Here is a 15,321-nt window from a genome sequence, read left to right as displayed (position 1 = left end):
CAGGACGAGGTGGATCGGCGGGAGGAAGACCAGTTGTGACGAACCGTCATACGACGCTCAGCGCAGCTTCAGCGTCGCGAGGCCGGCGAGCGCCAGGATCACGGCGATGATCCAGAACCGGATGACGACCTGCGGCTCCTTCCAGCCCTTCTGTTCGAAATGGTGGTGGATCGGCGCCATGCGGAAGACGCGCTTGCCGGTGAGCTTGAACGAGGCGACTTGGATGATCACCGACATGATCTCCAAGACGAACAGGCCGCCGACGATGGCGAGGACGATCTCGTGCTTGGTGGCGACCGCCACGGTGCCGAGCAGGCCGCCGAGGGCGAGCGAGCCGGTATCGCCCATGAAGATCTGCGCCGGGGGGGCGTTGAACCACAGGAAGCCGAGCCCCGCCCCGATGACTGCACCACAGACGACCGCGAGTTCGCCGGTGTCGCGGACGTAGTTCACCTGGAGGTATCCGGCGGTGAAGACGTTGCCGACCAGATAGGCGATGACCCCGAAGGTTCCACAGGCGATCATCACCGGCACGATGGCGAGGCCGTCGAGGCCGTCGGTGATGTTCACGGCGTTTCCGGCACCGACGATGACGAAGCCGGCGAACAGCACGTAGAACCAGCCGAGATTCAGCAAGGCATCCTTGAAGACCGGGAAGGCGAGCTGGTTCTGGAGCGCGGGCGCCGAATAATACGAGATCAGGGTGCAGGCCGAGATGGCGATGGCGGCTTCGAGCAGGAGCCGGAACTTGCCAGAGAACCCCTTATGCGACTGCTTCGTCACCTTGAGATAATCGTCGTAGAAGCCGATGGCACCAAAGCCCAGGGTCACCGCGAGGGTCACCCAGACGAAGTGATTGCGCGGGTTGGCCCAGAGCAGGATCGCCACGATGGCACCGGCCAGGATCATCAGCCCGCCCATGGTCGGCGTGCCGCGCTTGGTCAGATGAGTCTGCGGACCGTCCTCGCGGATCGGCTGACCCTTGCCCTGGCGCAGGCGCAGCAGCGAGATGATGAGTGGCCCGAACCAGAACACGAACAGGCCCGCCGTGAACAGCGCGCCGCCGGTGCGGAAGGTGATGTAGCGGAAGACGTTGAGGGGCGAGAGCGTGCCGCTCAGGTCCGACAGGAGATACAGCATCCGACACCCGGTCGCGGTTTGTCTGAGAATGGATCATCGGGGTTGGAGGAGGCCGCGCGCCTTTCCATCCCCGCCGTGCACCCGGCTGGCGGGCGAACCCGGTGCGAGGCCGGGCCTGACACGGAGGTCTATTGGCGGATCGCGGCCTGCGCCGACTCGGCGCGGTCCACCGCGTCCGCGTAGCGGGCTTTGAGAGCTTCGACAATATGACCCATGCGGATGCTGTTCGACCCCTTCACCATGACGGCGTCTCCGGCGCGGAGGGCGCCGATGAGCGGATCGACCAGATCCGACGAAACGCCCGCCGAGACGCCGCGCCGGCTCACCGGCAGCGCCTCGAACAGATGCCGCATCATCGGGCCGGCGGTGAAGACGAGGTCGATCCCGCCCGCTTCCACGGCGGAGGCGAGCGCGCGGTGGTGATCTTCGGCCGAAGCGCCGAGTTCGAGCATATCGCCTAGGACCGCGATGCGGCGCCCGCGCGGCCCTGTCTCGATTCCCGACAAGGTGGCCAGAGCCGCCCGCACCGAAGCCGGGTTGGCGTTGTAACTCTCGTCCACCAGGAAGGCCTCGCCCTCCTTGAGCCGCAAGGCCGTGCGCTCGCCACGCCCCACCGGCGGTTTCAGCGCGGCGAGCGACAGGGCAGCGCGGGCGAGATCGGCCCCGAGATCATGGACCACCGCCATGACGCCGAGGGAGTTCATCGCCACGTGCCGGCCCGGCGTGCCGAGCTGGTAGGTGACGGGGACGCCCATCACCACCGCGTCCACCACCGAGAGATCGGGCCGCATGACGATGCGAAGGGCGCGGACATCCGCCTCCTCGTGCTCACCGAACGTGACGACCCGCCCCGCCTTCGAGGCATGCGCATGGGCGAGCAGACGCGGATAACTCGGATTGTCGCGGTTGATGATGGCGGTCCCGCCCGTACTCAACCCGGAAAAGATCTCACCCTTGGCATCGGCGATGGCCGAGAGCGAGGCGAAGTGCTCGATATGCACCGGCTCGACCGTGGTGATCAGCGCGATGTCGGGCCGGACCATGGCGGTCAACGGCACGATCTCGCCCGGATGGTTCATACCGATCTCGAACACGCCGTAACGGCTCTCGGCCGGCATCCGCGCCAAAGTCAGGGGCACGCCCCAATGGTTGTTGTAGGAGGCGATGGAGGCATGGGTCTCGCCCTGAGCCGAGAGGACGTGAAGCAGAGCCTCTTTCGTGCCGGTCTTGCCCACCGAGCCGGTGACGGCGACGATGCCGGCCTGGCTGCGGGCGCGCGAGGCCTGGCCCAGAGCCCGCATGGCGTCGAGGATCGGGTCCTCGCTCGTCCCCGATACCGCGAGAAGGCCCCCTGCCCCGGCGAATTCCTCGGCCCGGTCAGCCGCGACCACGGCCGCCCCGGCACCACGCGCCAGGGCATCGCGAACGAAGTCGTGACCGTCCCGCGCCTCACCGCGAATGGCGAAGAACAGGTCGCCCGGCTGCAGCGTCCGCGTATCGATGGAAGCGCCGGTGATCGGCTTCGGGTTGCCGCGCAAGGTGCCGCCGGTAGCGGCTTCCAGGGCCCCGGGGGTCCAGAGGGGCGTCGTCATCGGGCGGACTCATGCATGGGGCGACCGCGCGCGTACCCTCCCCCCTCTGCGGGGGAGGGTGGCCCGCGAAGCGGGTCGGGAGAGGGGAGCGCCGGTTCCGGAGAGGTCGTCCCCTCTCCCGCCTGCTCCGCAGGCACCCTCCCCCGCAAAGGGGGGAGGGAGAGACGCGCTGAAGACAGCGTTTCACCCTGAGTCGATCTCACGCCCCCACCTCCGCGATCGCTGACCGGACAACTGCGTGATCCGAGAACGGGAGCACCTGTGTGCCCACGATCTGGCCGGTTTCATGACCCTTGCCGGCCACAACTAGGACGTCGCCGGCCCGGAGCCCGCGCACGGCGGTCTGGATCGCCTCGGCCCGGTCGCCGATCTCGGTGGCACCGGGAGAAGCGGCGAGAATGGCAGCGCGGATCGAGGCCGGGTCTTCGCTGCGTGGGTTGTCGTCGGTGACGATGACGAGGTCGGCTTTCCGCGCCGCGATGGCGCCCATGAGCGGGCGCTTGCCGGTGTCGCGGTCGCCGCCGCAGCCGAATACGCAAGTCAGGCGACCTGTCGCGAAGGGGCGGAGCGCATCGAGCACGCTCTCCAGGGCTTCGGGCTTGTGGGCGTAATCCACGAGGCAGAGGGCGCCGTTGACCTCGCCGATCCGTTCCATGCGGCCGGGCACGCCGGTGAGGTGTTCGAGGGTGGCGAGAATGTCCGCCATGCGGTCGCGGCCGATGGCGGCGCCGACGAGGCCGGCGGCGAGGAGCGCGTTCTCCACCTGGAAGGCGCCGACGAGGGGCAGACGCACGCTATAGGCGGTCGGCCCTCCCGGACCGGGCCCATGCACCCGTAGAACCTGAGCAAATCCCTCGGTGGTCGCGTCGGTCAGGCGAAGATAGCCGCCGTGGCGTCCAGTCGTAAGGAGTTCATGCCCAGCGGCATCGGCGGTTTCCATTACTCTACCGGCATAAGGGCCATCGGCATTCACGACAGCGGGCCGGCCATCCGGCAGGAGGGTCGTGAACAGCCGCAGCTTGGCCTGGAGATACTCCTCGATGGTGGCGTGGTAATCGAGGTGGTCACGGCCGAGATTGGTGAAACCGGCGACGGCGAGCCTCACGCCATCGAGGCGGCGCTGCTCAATCCCGTGGGACGACGCCTCCATGGCGAGATGGGTGATGCCGTCGTCGGCGAGCCGCGCGAGGGTCTCGTGCAGCGAGACCGGATCGGGCGTGGTCAGCGAGCCGTATTGCGCGCCGCGATCGGTGACGATGCCGACCGTACCGAGGCTCGCCGAGGCGAGCCCCAAACGCGACAGGATCTGGCGGACGAAATCGGCCACCGAGCTTTTGCCGCTGGTACCGGTCACGGCGATCACGGTCTCCGGCTGGCGCCCGGAAAAGCGCGCGGCAGCCAGAGCCAATGCCCGTCGCACGTCGGGAACGGGGATCCAGAGAGCCTCAGCCGGCAGGCCGGCGGGCCGATCGCCCTCGCCCAGGATGGCGACGGCGCCGTCTGCGAAAGCCTTGGCGGCGAAGACCTTGCCGTCCACCCGCGTGCCGGGCACCGCCACGAAGACGCCACCGGGAACGACCCGGCGGCTATCGGCCGTGATGCCCGTCACGATCGCGCTGGAGGCCGGCCCGACATCGAGGTCCGGGAACAGCGAACCGACATTCATGTCGCTCATCGCGGGTCGAGCATCGTCGCGTGATAGGCGCCGAGCTTCACCATCAGGGGGAATGGCTTCACCGGCGGATCGAATTGCGGCGGCAGGCCGATAATCGGGGCGACGCGCTCGATCACCCGGCCGGTCACGACGCCCGAATTCCAGGCGGCGGTAGCATAGCCGCCGGATTCCGGCAGGCCCTGCGGCTCGTCCATGATGGTGACGAACAGGTATTTCGGGTTGTTCATGGGCGCGGCTGCCATGAAGGTCGTGAACAGGCGGTTCTTGACGTAGCGGCCGTGGATGACCTTCTCCGCCGTGCCGGTCTTGCCGCCGACATAGTAGAGCGGGATCGACGCCTTCTTGGCCGATCCTTCCACCGCGTTGAGGCGCATGATGAAGCGCATCGCCTCGCTGGTCTCGGGCTTGAGCACGCGGGTCGCCTTCTTCAGCGCCTCGGCTTCCGTCGTCTTGAGGAAGGTCGGCACGATCAGGTTACCGCCGTTCGTGATCGCGCCCACCGCCGCCGCCGCCTGGAGCGGCGCGACCGCGAGGCCGTGACCGAACGCGATGGTGATGGTGTTGATTTCTGTCCAGCGCGAGGGAACGATGGGCTCGGCGCTTTCGGGCAACTCCGTCCGCATCCGGTCGGTGAGACCCATCTTCTTCAAGAAGGCCCTGTGACCTGGCACGCCGATGCCGAGCGCCATCTTGGCCGAGCCGATGTTGGAGGAGTGCGTGAACACCTCCGGCATGGTGATGGTGCGGTTGGTACCGTGATATTCGTGGATCTTCTGCCGGCCCCAGGTCAGCACGCCGCCGCGCGTATCGAAGGTCGAGTTGACGTTGTACTTGCCGGAATCGAGCGCCATGGCGAGGGTCATCGCCTTGAAGGTCGAGCCCATCTCGTAGACGCCGACATTCATCCGGTTGATCCGGTCGGGATTGTTGGCCTCGGCCGGGTTGTTCGGGTCGAAATCCGGCAGGGAGGCGAGTGCAATCACCTCTCCGGTGGTCACGTCGAGGATCAGGCCTGCCGCGGCCTTGGCCTTGAAGTGATCGACGCCCCAGGCCAGTTCGTCGCGCAGGGCGAACTGCGCCCGCAGGTCGATGGAGAGCTGGACAGGGCGGAGGTCGGTGGCCTTGGCGACGAAGCCGAGGCTGTTCAGGTCCTTCAGGCCGGTATTGTCGATGTACTTCTCGATACCGGCGATGCCGATATTGTCGAGGTTGGTCACACCCAGAATATGGGCCGCCGCGGTGCCGTTGGGGTAGACGCGCTTGTGATCGGGAAGGAATCCGACGCCGGGAATGCCGAGGCGATGCACTTCGAGCTGCTGCTTCGGGGTGATCTCACGCTTGACCCAGACGAAGCCCTTCTTCGTCGAGAGCTTGGCACGCAGATCGGTGGCGTTGAGCTCGGGTAGGACGGCGGTCAGAAGCTCGACCGCCTCGTCCTTGTCGTAGATGTTCTTCGGCTCGGCGAAGACCGACACGGTGCGGATGTCGGTGGCCAGGATCTCACCGTTGCGGTCGACAATGTCGGGGCGGATCGCCGTGGTGGCCGCGGCGGCGACGCGGTTGTCTCCGTTATCGGCCTGAGGGAAGGCCGCCATCGCCACCAATCGGCCGGCGATGGTCAGGAACACCAGCGCGAAACCAAGGCCGACGAGGCCGACGCGAGCATAGGACCGCTCGATAGCAAGGTGGAACATCGCCCGCACCAAGCCCATCGGCGTCCAAGGCGGGCGCGTGGCGGCCACGGGCTGCGGAGCGCCTTCCTGCGGAAGAGCATCACCGGCCTCGTCGGCGGCGTGGAGCGTGTGATCGTGAACGGTCTCGTCTGACACGGGACTACCTCGAAACCGTATTGGGCGTTCTGGTGGTTTGGACGGTGGTCGTCTTGATCGTCGACGCGGTCACAGTCGGCTTGGTGGTGGTCGTACGCGTGGTGATCGACCCGGTCGTCCTCGGCTCATCGGCAGCCTTCGCCGAAGATTTTTCCTTGGGCGTTGCGGTGGCGGCCAGCAGGCGACCGATCTCGTCACCGCGGTCTGGGCGCATCGGCAGGTCGGAGAGACGGCCGAGATGATTCACGCCGATGGGCTCCAGGGCAAGATGACGCTCGACGGCGGCCTGAAGGCGGTCTGGCCGGGTCAGGAGCTGCCACTCGGCCCGGAGCACCGCGATGGCCTGCCGCTCTTTGTGGAGCTGGCTCTTGGCCTTCGAGACCTGACCGGCCTGGTACAGCGTGTCGTACTTGATCGAGTAGGCGTAAATCGCCGAGCCGATCAGTCCGAGAATGGCGACGACGTTCAGGAGACGGATCACCGACGCACTCCACCGCTCTTCGAGACGAGGTGACCGCGCTGGGCGGGAAGAGCCGCCAGCGCTTCGATGGCCGCCAGCGGCGGCGCGGCCGGCGCCATGGTCCGCTCCGCCGCCCGGAGCTTGGCCGAGCGCGAGCGGGGATTGGCATGAACCTCGGAGTCGGAGGCCGTCACCGGGCCCTTCGTCACCATGGTGAAGCTGCGCGGGGTCGGCGCATCGGCGCTTGGCAGATGACGGGAGGCCTGGGCCGCTCGACCGCTGCGCGCGGAGAAGAACTGTTTGACGATACGGTCTTCCAGGGAATGGAACGTGACCACGGCGAGGCGTCCGCCCGGCCGGAGGATTCGCTCGGCGGCATGGAGCGCCTGGACGAGTTCGCCCAATTCGTCATTCACCGCGATGCGCAGCCCCTGGAACGTCCGGGTGGCCGGATGGATTCCGCTGGCGGGATCCGCCCAGACCACGCTCGACACGATCTCGGCGAGCGCCGCCGTGGTCTCGATCGGGCCTTTCCGCCTGGCCTCGATGATGGCGCGGGCCACCGCCCGCGAGCGGCGCTCCTCGCCGTAATGGTAGATGATGTCGGCCAGCGTCGCCTCCTCGGCGCCATTGACGAGGTCGGCGGCGCTCTGGCCGGCGCGCTCCATGCGCATGTCCAAGGGCCCATCGTTGCGGAACGAGAAGCCGCGGTCGGCTTGGTCGATCTGCATCGAGGAGACGCCGATATCGAGGACGACGGCGTCGGCAGATTCGATGCCTTGTTCCCTGACAAGCGTATCAAGCGTGCCGAACCGGCCGGGCACGAGGGTCAAACGCCCTTCGGAAGCTGCCACGAGGCCGGCGCCACTTGCGATGGCAGTGGGATCGCGGTCGATCGCGAGCACGCGGATCCCTGGATCGGCATGCAGCATCGCGCGGGTGTAGCCGCCTGCACCGAAGGTTCCGTCGACAACAAGGGATGTGCCCGGAAGTGCGAGCGATGCCACCACTTCGGCGATTAGCACCGGAATGTGCGGCGCAGCGGTAACCGCGCCGGCGGCGGCGGCATGAGTGAGCGTCATGCCGAAACCCGACCGGCGGCTCGGAACGGAACCGATCGCAGAGACCCGCACCGGGCTGGAACGAGTCGGGGACGCCTGGCGGCGGCGGAAGATGGGATGTGACGCATGCGTCCCTGCGGCGGGCATCGACCGCTTCGAGGCGGCCGGAGGAGACGGAACGGCAAAGAAAGAGGAGACGTCGCGGACGCGGCCCGCACTTCGCCCCCGGCGAGCGCGCAGCGCGTCCGCCGTTCCCAAAATCGCCGCTGACGAAGTGATTCCGGGTAACATGAGCCTCTGAGCACCGTCAACGCGCGGACCCGCATGTGAGCCGCCGAGTCCGATCAGACCTCAGCAAGGTTAACCGACGGTAAGTTTCGTCGGTTTTATGCAGCGTATTCGTTGGGTGTGAGAGAGCTCGCCAAGCGCTGGCCGATGCCGGGGGAAAGAGGATCAGCCGGCCTTTAAGCCGGGTTCTGTAGGGCCCGGAAGCGAACTTCCGGACGTGGCGGCCATTCCTCTGGGACGTTCGTTACCGAACGCCTCGAGCAACCAACCCGGGCGACGAGCCTGGAGAGAGGGCCTGCCCCATCCCTTTCGGGAGAAGGCGTGTCGCCCCTATTCGGTTTTGCTCCCGGTGGGGTTTGCCGTGCCGTCCGCGTTGCCGCGTCCGCGGTGCGCTCTTACCGCACCCTTTCACCCTTACCCTGCATGAAGCAGGGCGGTCTGCTCTCTGTGGCACTGTCCCTGGGGTCGCCCCCGCCGGACGTTATCCGGCACCGTCTCTCCATGGAGCCCGGACTTTCCTCCCCGGTTCGCACCGGAGCGGCCGCCCGGCCGACTGATCCGGCGCGGATGTGCGCCGCCATCGCGCCCGAGGTCAAGGAGCCGGATGCCCATCCGGGTGCCATGGCGGGATTTTGTTCGGCGGCTTGCTCGACGATCCACGTGGCCCTAGCTCATCGAATAGGGCCACGCCCGTCGCGGCGGCCCGCCAACGTGAGGAGGTGACCATGGCAGCGAGCGATTCGGCCTGGACGCTCGAAAACGTATCCGAACTCCGGACGCTGGCGCGCGAGCGCGTACCGGTCTCCATCATCAGCCTGAAGCTCAAGCGGCCGATCGAAGCCGTCTCGGCCAAGCTCGCCGAACTCGGCATCACGCCGGCCAGCGAAGCGGGCGGCGCATAGATCTAGAACCGAGATCGCGGGGCGCGCGATGACGCGCCCCGCGATCTCGCCGTCCTACCAGGAGCCGGTATTCTCCATGGAGGCCCACGGCTCCTGCGGCGCCTTGGCCTCGCCCTTCTGCAGGATCTCGATGGAGATCCCGTCCGGCGACTTCACGAAGGCCATGTAGCCGTCGCGCGGCGGCCGGTTGATGATCACGCCCTTGTCCTGCAGGCGCGCGCAGAAGGCGTAGATGTCGTCCACCTGATAGGCGAGGTGACCGAAATTGCGCCCGCCGGAATAGGTCTCCGGATCCCAGTTGTAGGTGAGCTCCACCTGGGGCGCCTTCGTCTCCAGGGCCGTGTCGTAATCCCCGGGGGCGGCGAGGAAGACGAGGGTGAATCGACCCTTCTCGTTCTCCACGCGGCGGGTTTCGCGCAGGCCGAACGTGTCCACGTAAAAGGCGAGCGCCTTGTCGAGATCCGCCACGCGGACCATCGTGTGCAGGTATTCCATGGGCTGGGTCGTCTCCGGTTGATGCCGCCTATGTGGCCCGACTATGCCGGGCGTCAACGCCGCGATGCCCCCGACGCTCCCGCCCCCTCTCATACCTTGAGGGTGGAAGCCGAGCGGGCCGACGACGCGGAGCCGTTCTTAGTCCTCGCTCCCGATCAGGACCAACCGCATGCGCACCGAAAGCCCGACCCTGATCCGTCTCGATGATTACCGGCCGAGCGACCACCTCATCGACACGGTGGCACTCGACGTTCGGCTCCATCCCCGTGAGACGCGGATCGTCGCGACCCTGGCCCTGCGCCCGAACCCGGACGGACGCCCGAACACGCCCCTGGTGCTGGACGGTGATGATCTCACGCTGACGCGACTGTCGCTCGACGGCGAAATCCTCGATCCGGCGGCCTATTCCGCCACCGCCTCGGCGCTGACGGTGCATGAGCCGCCGCAAAAGCCCTTCACGCTGGCGATCGAGACGCGGATCGACCCGACCGCCAACACCAAGCTCATGGGCCTCTACCGGTCGAGCGGCGTCTACTGCACCCAGTGCGAGGCCGACGGCTTCCGCCGGATCACCTACTTCCTCGACCGGCCCGACGTGATGTCGGTCTATACGACGCGGATCGAGGCCGATGCCGACGAAGCGCCCGTCCTTCTCGGCAACGGCAACCTGACGGAAGCCGGGCCTGCCGGCCAGGGTCGCCATTATGCGATCTGGCACGATCCGCACCCGAAGCCCGCTTATCTCTTCGCCCTCGTCGGCGGCCGCCTCGACCGGGTGTCCCGCCCGTTCACCACGATGGACGGCCGCCCCGTTTCCCTCGCCGTCTACGTGGAGCCGGGCAAATCGGACCGGGCCGCCTATGCCCTCGACGCCATCGCCCGCTCGATGACCTGGGACGAGGAGGCGTTCGGCCGCGCCTACGATCTCGACGTCTTCAACGTCGTGGCGGTGTCCGATTTCAACATGGGCGCCATGGAGAACAAGGGCCTCAACATTTTCAACGACAAATACGTCCTCGCCTCGCCCGACACCGCCACCGATGCCGATTACGCGGCGATCGAGCGGATCATCGCCCACGAGTATTTCCACAATTGGTCGGGCAACCGCGTCACCTGCCGCGACTGGTTCCAACTCTGCCTGAAGGAGGGCCTCACGGTCTTCCGCGACCAGGAATTCTCGTCCGACATGCGCTCGCGCGCGGTCCATCGCATCGGCGAGGTCAGGACGCTGCGCGCCCGCCAGTTCCCGGAGGATGCCGGGCCGCTGGCCCATCCGGTCCGGCCCCGGGCCTATGCCGAGATCAACAATTTCTACACGGCAACGGTCTACGAAAAGGGTGCCGAGATCGTGCGGATGCTGCGCACGCTGATCGGCCCCCATGTCTTTCGCGCGGGGATGGACCGCTATTTCGTCGAGAACGACGGACGAGCCGCCACGGTGGAGGATTTCCTCGCTGCCTTCGCCGCTGAGACCGGGCACGACCTGTCGGCTTTCGCGAGATGGTACGAGCGTCCGGGAACACCAACGGTCAGCGTCGAAGGAGATTACGATGCTGCCGCACGGACCTATCGTCTGCGCTTTAGCCAGCGCCTGGCAGGCGCCGAAGGCATCCCGCCCCTCGTCATCCCCATCGCCCTCGGCCTCGTAGGCGAGCGCGGCCCGATCGCTGCTTCCTGCGAACGCGTCAGCGAGGGCGTCTTCGTCCTTGACCGAACGTCGGACGAGATCGTCTTCACAGACGTCGCCGAGAGGCCGGTCCCGTCCTTGTTCCGAGGCTTCTCCGCCCCGGTTCGCACCGACATGGCATCGAGCGATGCCGACCGCCTGACGCTCCTCGCCCATGACACCGACGCCTTCAATCGGTGGCAGGCTGCGCAGAACATCGCCCTGCGCCTGATCGTCGAACGCACGAGAGCCAACGCATCGCTCACGGAGGAGGCGGACCCCGCCGCGCAAGCCTTCATCGAGGCGCTCGCTACCTTCCTGGACGACGAGGCCTCAAGCGATCCTGCCTTCGCAGCCCTCGTCCTCGGCATCCCGAGCGAAGGCGACGTCGCCGGCGATCTGGGCTCCGATGTCGATCCCGATGCGATCCATCGGGCCCGAAAGATCCTGCGGCGCCAGATCGGACGAGGACTCGGTCCGCGCCTGGAGACCCTTCGCGCCGCCATGGCGGACGGAGCGGACGCGCCATTCGACCCCGGTGCGGTCTCGGCGGGTCGCCGGGCCCTGCGCAACGCCGCCCTGGACCTGATCGCCGCTTCGAACGGGGAGCGAGGCGTCGAGCTCGCCACTGCCGAACTCGCTGACACCACCAACATGACCGACCGGCTGGCGGCACTCTCGGTCCTGGCCTCGATCCCGGGAACGGCCAGAGAAACCGCGCTCAACGCCTTCGACCTCCGCTATGCCGACGAACCACTGGTTCTCGACAAGTGGTTCGCCATCCAGGCGATGATCCCGGAAGACGGCACGATCGAACGAATCGAGAGGCTGCAGCAGCATCCGGCTTTCGCGATCACCAATCCAAATCGCGTACGCTCACTGATCGGGAGCTTTGCCATGGCGAACCCGACGCAGTTCGCCCGACCCGATGGAGCGGGCTTCGGACTGCTCGCGGACGCGGTTCAGACGACTGATCGGACGAATCCCCAGCTCGCAGCGCGGCTTTTGACCGCGTTCGGTTCGTGGCGAATGTGGGAGCCGGTGCGGCGTAGCCAAGCCAAGGCCACGCTTGGAGAAATTGCCTCCAGGACAGGGCTTTCCCGTGATGTGGCTGATATTCTGGCCCGGACCCTCGGTGATGGTTAACACACTCCAAAATAAGGTTAAATTCGATCCATTGATTCTCTGAATCTGATTGCCACACTGCGCCAGGAGTCAAGCGGACGGCCAAGAATTTCGTGGACAAGTTGGCTGTGGAAATGCTGAATTGAATACGATTCGGAGCGTGACTCACCGACATGCCCCGAACGACTCACCAGCAGCTGCGGGGGCTTGTCATGCTGGAGGCGGATTCCGCTTCCCTCTCCGCACGTGCGGATACGATTCTCGGTATTCACCGCCCTCAGACTGCGGCTCATACCCGGTTCGTCCGTGCCGAGATCTGGCTCCGCTATGCGGTGCCCGCCTTCCTCGCCACCTTTCTCGTCTGTCTGGCGGCCGGCGCAGCGCTTCAATTGCGCGGCGAGCGCAGTGAGATCCTGCGCGATGCGGTCACGGACATGGAGACCTTCACGCGGCTCGTCACGGCCGCCATGTCGGACGCGGAAGCGACGCCGCCCGCGATCCGGTCGCGTCTGGAGACTCTGCTCCCCGCCTCGCTGATGCCGTCGGGCCGCCAGATCCTGGTGGCCTCGTCCTCCGAAACGCTTCTTGGCGCCCACCCGGCCCTGACGGACCTGAGCGGGACCATCGCGGACCGCCTCGGAGAGATGCAGGCCCTGAGCACGCTGGGCGAACGCGCTGGCGTGATGGCGCTGACCCTCGCCAATGGCGAACAGGCCTTCGCGGCCCTCCGGACGCTTCCCAAAGGTCGCGGCCAGGTTGCGGTGATCCAGCCGATCGCCCCCATTCTCGATGCCTGGGCCACGCGGATGCGGCATCAGGCGGTCCTCTACGCGGCTGCCGCCCTCGTGATCGTCGGGATCGGCATCGCCTACGCGCTACAGACCCAGCGGGCCTATGCGGTCGACAGGCTGTGCGAGCAGATCAAGCAGCGGCTCGACACGGCGCTCGGTCGCGGTCGGTGCGGATTGTGGGACTGGGATATTCCGCGCGGCCGGATCTACTGGTCGGATTCGATGTACGCCCTGCTCGGTTATCGCCGGGAGCGCGAGTTCCTGTCCTTCGGCGACGTCAACGCCCTGGTCCACCCCGATGACGGGGACCTCTACGCCCTGGCCCGCCAGTTGGCTGCGAGCCAATCCACCGTCGATCACGAATTCCGCATGCGCAGCGCCAATGGCGGCTGGATCTGGCTGCGCACCCGCGCCGAGGTCGTCCCCGATCAGCTCGATGGCGGCCGGCACCTGGTCGGCATCGCACTCGACGTCACCGAACAGCGTCAGCTCGCCGAGTCCAACGCCACCGCCGACATGCGCCTCCGCGACGCGGTGGAGGCGATCTCGGAAGCCTTCGTCCTGTGGGACACGAGCAACCGCCTCGTCCTGTGCAATTCGAAATTCCGCCACCTCCACGCTCTGAGTCCCGACGATGCGACTCCGGGCAAGCGCTACCATGAGATCATGGGCCGGGGCGTCCTGCCGCCGGTACGCCGCGAACTCCGGGAGATCGAGGTTTCGTCGGCGACCGCCCGCACCTTCGAGGCGGAGCTCACCGACGGCCGCTGGCTCCAGATCAGCGAGCGGCGGACCAAGGACGGCGGCTACGTCTCGGTCGGCACCGACATCACCAACCTCAAGCGCCAGCAGGAGCAGCTCGTCGCCTCCGAGCGCGAACTGATCGAGACGGTCAAGGACCTCAAGCGCTCGCGCCGGACCCTCGAACTGCAGACCCAGCAGCTCGCGGACCTCGCCGAACGCTACCTCGACCAGAAGGCCCAAGCCGAAACCGCCAACCAGGCGAAATCCGAGTTCCTCGCCACCATGAGCCATGAGCTGCGCACGCCGCTCAACGCCATCATGGGCTTCGCGGAGTTGATGGAAAGCGGAGTCTACGGAACGCTGGGATCGCCCCGCTACACGGAATATTGCCGGGATATCCGCTCCAGCGGCGACTACCTGCTCTCGGTCATCGACGACATCCTCAACATGTCGCGCATCGAATCGCACAGCGTCCGCCTCGCGCTTCGGGAAGTCCCCCTCGACACCGCCGTCCAGGGCGCATTGAAGCTGGTGGCCGAGTCGGCCCGGGCGAAATCACTCAGCATCGACGTCGACGTCTCAGACGACCTGACCCTGCTGGCGGATGGCCGCGCGCTGCATCAAATCCTCCTGAACCTCATCCAGAACGCGGTGAAGTTCACGCCGGGCGGAGACGGGCGCATCATCGTCAAGGCGCGGCCGGCCGGCGACCGGGTCCACATCTTCATCGAAGATAACGGGATCGGCATCCCGAAAGCCGCTCTTCGCCGTCTCGGCTCACCGTTTCAGCAGGTGGAGACGAACCTCACCCGGACCCATAAGGGCTCCGGCCTGGGGCTCGCCATCGCCCGCTCCATGGCAGAGCTTCATGGAGGCTCGCTGCGCATCCGGTCCGAGGAGGGTCTCGGCACGATCATCCTGGTCTGCATGCCGATGCCGACGGCGGAACGGCGGCGTGATCTCGTTGCCCCCGGTTCCGACGAAACCGTGGATTCCCTGCGCGAGGCGTCGGGCGCGCAACCGCGCGGCGGAGCCGGATCGGGCGGGCTGCAGAAGCGGAATCCGACGGCCGTTCCAGCGTGATGCGGCCGGTTTATCTTACAGCGGCCATCACCCTGTCCGTGGCGGTCCCGGCCCATGCGGATGAGTGCGACGGACTGGCGGCGAGAATCGCTTCCGAGATCGGCGCGAAGGTCGGCAGGCGGCAAGGGCCGAGCATCGATCTCAAGATCCCGAACGGCACGAAGATCGACCTGACCTGCAGGTCCGAGCCCATCGTCCAGGCGGCCTCCGGCGATCCGACACCCTCGGCGGTCTATTTCCAGGATCTGGCGATTGCCGGTGCGGCGGCGACCCGTGAGAACGCCGGTGCGGTTCAAAGCGCCATCGGCAAGGCCTACGAGACGTCGCTCCGCGAGCGGCGCAAGTCGTTCATCCAGCAGAACGGGTGGTCGGCGAGCTGCTACACCGATCCATCGGGCTCGATCCGCACCCTGTGCTCGGTGGGCCGCATCCCGCCGGGCTGACGGAGACGGGATCCAGCGGCGGGTGGA

11 protein-coding genes and 1 other RNA gene are annotated in these 15,321 nt (G+C 66.9%); 4 read left to right on the top strand and 8 right to left on the bottom strand.

Features of this window, described 5'->3' with window-relative positions; translation table 11 throughout:
• Positions 1–57: 57 nt before the first annotated feature.
• The 7 genes from mraY to rnpB form a co-directional block, all read right to left on the bottom strand.
• The gene (mraY, locus tag ASF32_RS19275; protein ID WP_056432110.1) at positions 58–1,140 is read right to left on the bottom strand and encodes a phospho-N-acetylmuramoyl-pentapeptide-transferase; all 1,083 of its coding nucleotides are present in this window, start codon (positions 1,138–1,140) and stop codon (positions 58–60) included.
• Between the two features lie 128 nt (positions 1,141–1,268).
• Positions 1,269–2,732, bottom strand: a complete 1,464-nt coding sequence (locus tag ASF32_RS19270; protein ID WP_056432107.1) for a UDP-N-acetylmuramoylalanyl-D-glutamyl-2,6-diaminopimelate--D-alanyl-D-alanine ligase — start codon at positions 2,730–2,732, stop codon at positions 1,269–1,271.
• 199 nt (positions 2,733–2,931) lie between these two features.
• A complete protein-coding gene (locus tag ASF32_RS19265) occupies positions 2,932–4,407 on the bottom strand; it encodes a UDP-N-acetylmuramoyl-L-alanyl-D-glutamate--2,6-diaminopimelate ligase (RefSeq protein WP_056432104.1) in 1,476 nt (491 codons plus the stop codon).
• Positions 4,404–6,119 carry a penicillin-binding protein 2 gene (locus tag ASF32_RS19260; RefSeq protein ID WP_210348164.1) on the bottom strand — a complete coding sequence of 572 codons (1,716 nt, stop codon included), beginning with the start codon at positions 6,117–6,119 and terminating at the stop codon, positions 4,404–4,406. The genes ASF32_RS19265 and ASF32_RS19260 overlap by 4 nt, the downstream gene beginning before the upstream one ends.
• 121 nt (positions 6,120–6,240) lie before the next feature.
• A complete protein-coding gene (locus ASF32_RS19255) occupies positions 6,241–6,717 on the bottom strand; it encodes a hypothetical protein (RefSeq protein ID WP_056432099.1) in 477 nt (158 codons plus the stop codon).
• The gene (gene rsmH / locus ASF32_RS19250) at positions 6,714–7,778 is read right to left on the bottom strand and encodes a 16S rRNA (cytosine(1402)-N(4))-methyltransferase RsmH (RefSeq protein WP_056432096.1); all 1,065 of its coding nucleotides are present in this window, start codon (positions 7,776–7,778) and stop codon (positions 6,714–6,716) included. Before rsmH ends, ASF32_RS19255 begins: the two co-directional genes overlap by 4 nt.
• Before the next feature lie 428 nt (positions 7,779–8,206).
• Positions 8,207–8,602, bottom strand: an RNA gene (rnpB, locus tag ASF32_RS19870) — RNase P RNA component class A.
• Positions 8,603–8,770: 168 nt separating this feature from the next.
• Between rnpB and ASF32_RS26030 the strand changes: the two genes are divergently transcribed.
• Complete coding sequence (locus ASF32_RS26030) at positions 8,771–8,947, top strand: hypothetical protein (protein ID WP_200919194.1); 177 nt, start codon at positions 8,771–8,773, stop codon at positions 8,945–8,947.
• A gap of 54 nt (positions 8,948–9,001) precedes the next feature.
• Here ASF32_RS26030 and ASF32_RS19245 read toward each other — a convergent pair whose 3' ends face one another.
• The gene (locus tag ASF32_RS19245) at positions 9,002–9,442 is read right to left on the bottom strand and encodes a VOC family protein (RefSeq protein WP_056432090.1); all 441 of its coding nucleotides are present in this window, start codon (positions 9,440–9,442) and stop codon (positions 9,002–9,004) included.
• A gap of 169 nt (positions 9,443–9,611) precedes the next feature.
• On the opposite strand from ASF32_RS19245, the gene pepN reads away from it, so the two are divergent.
• The 3 genes from pepN (at position 9,612) to ASF32_RS19230 (ending at position 15,294) form a co-directional block, all read left to right on the top strand.
• Positions 9,612–12,254, top strand: a complete 2,643-nt coding sequence (pepN, locus tag ASF32_RS19240) for an aminopeptidase N (RefSeq protein WP_056432081.1) — start codon at positions 9,612–9,614, stop codon at positions 12,252–12,254.
• Positions 12,255–12,445: 191 nt separating this feature from the next.
• Complete coding sequence (locus ASF32_RS19235; RefSeq protein ID WP_056432078.1) at positions 12,446–14,851, top strand: ATP-binding protein; 2,406 nt, start codon at positions 12,446–12,448, stop codon at positions 14,849–14,851.
• Positions 14,848–15,294, top strand: a complete 447-nt coding sequence (locus ASF32_RS19230; RefSeq protein WP_056432076.1) for a hypothetical protein — start codon at positions 14,848–14,850, stop codon at positions 15,292–15,294. Before ASF32_RS19235 ends, ASF32_RS19230 begins: the two co-directional genes overlap by 4 nt.
• The last annotated feature ends 27 nt before the right edge of the window (positions 15,295–15,321 follow it).

It is taken from the genome of Methylobacterium sp. Leaf91 (assembly GCF_001422815.1).
Taxonomy (GTDB): domain Bacteria; phylum Pseudomonadota; class Alphaproteobacteria; order Rhizobiales; family Beijerinckiaceae; genus Methylobacterium.
This window is presented reverse-complemented; position numbering and strand designations above follow the sequence as displayed.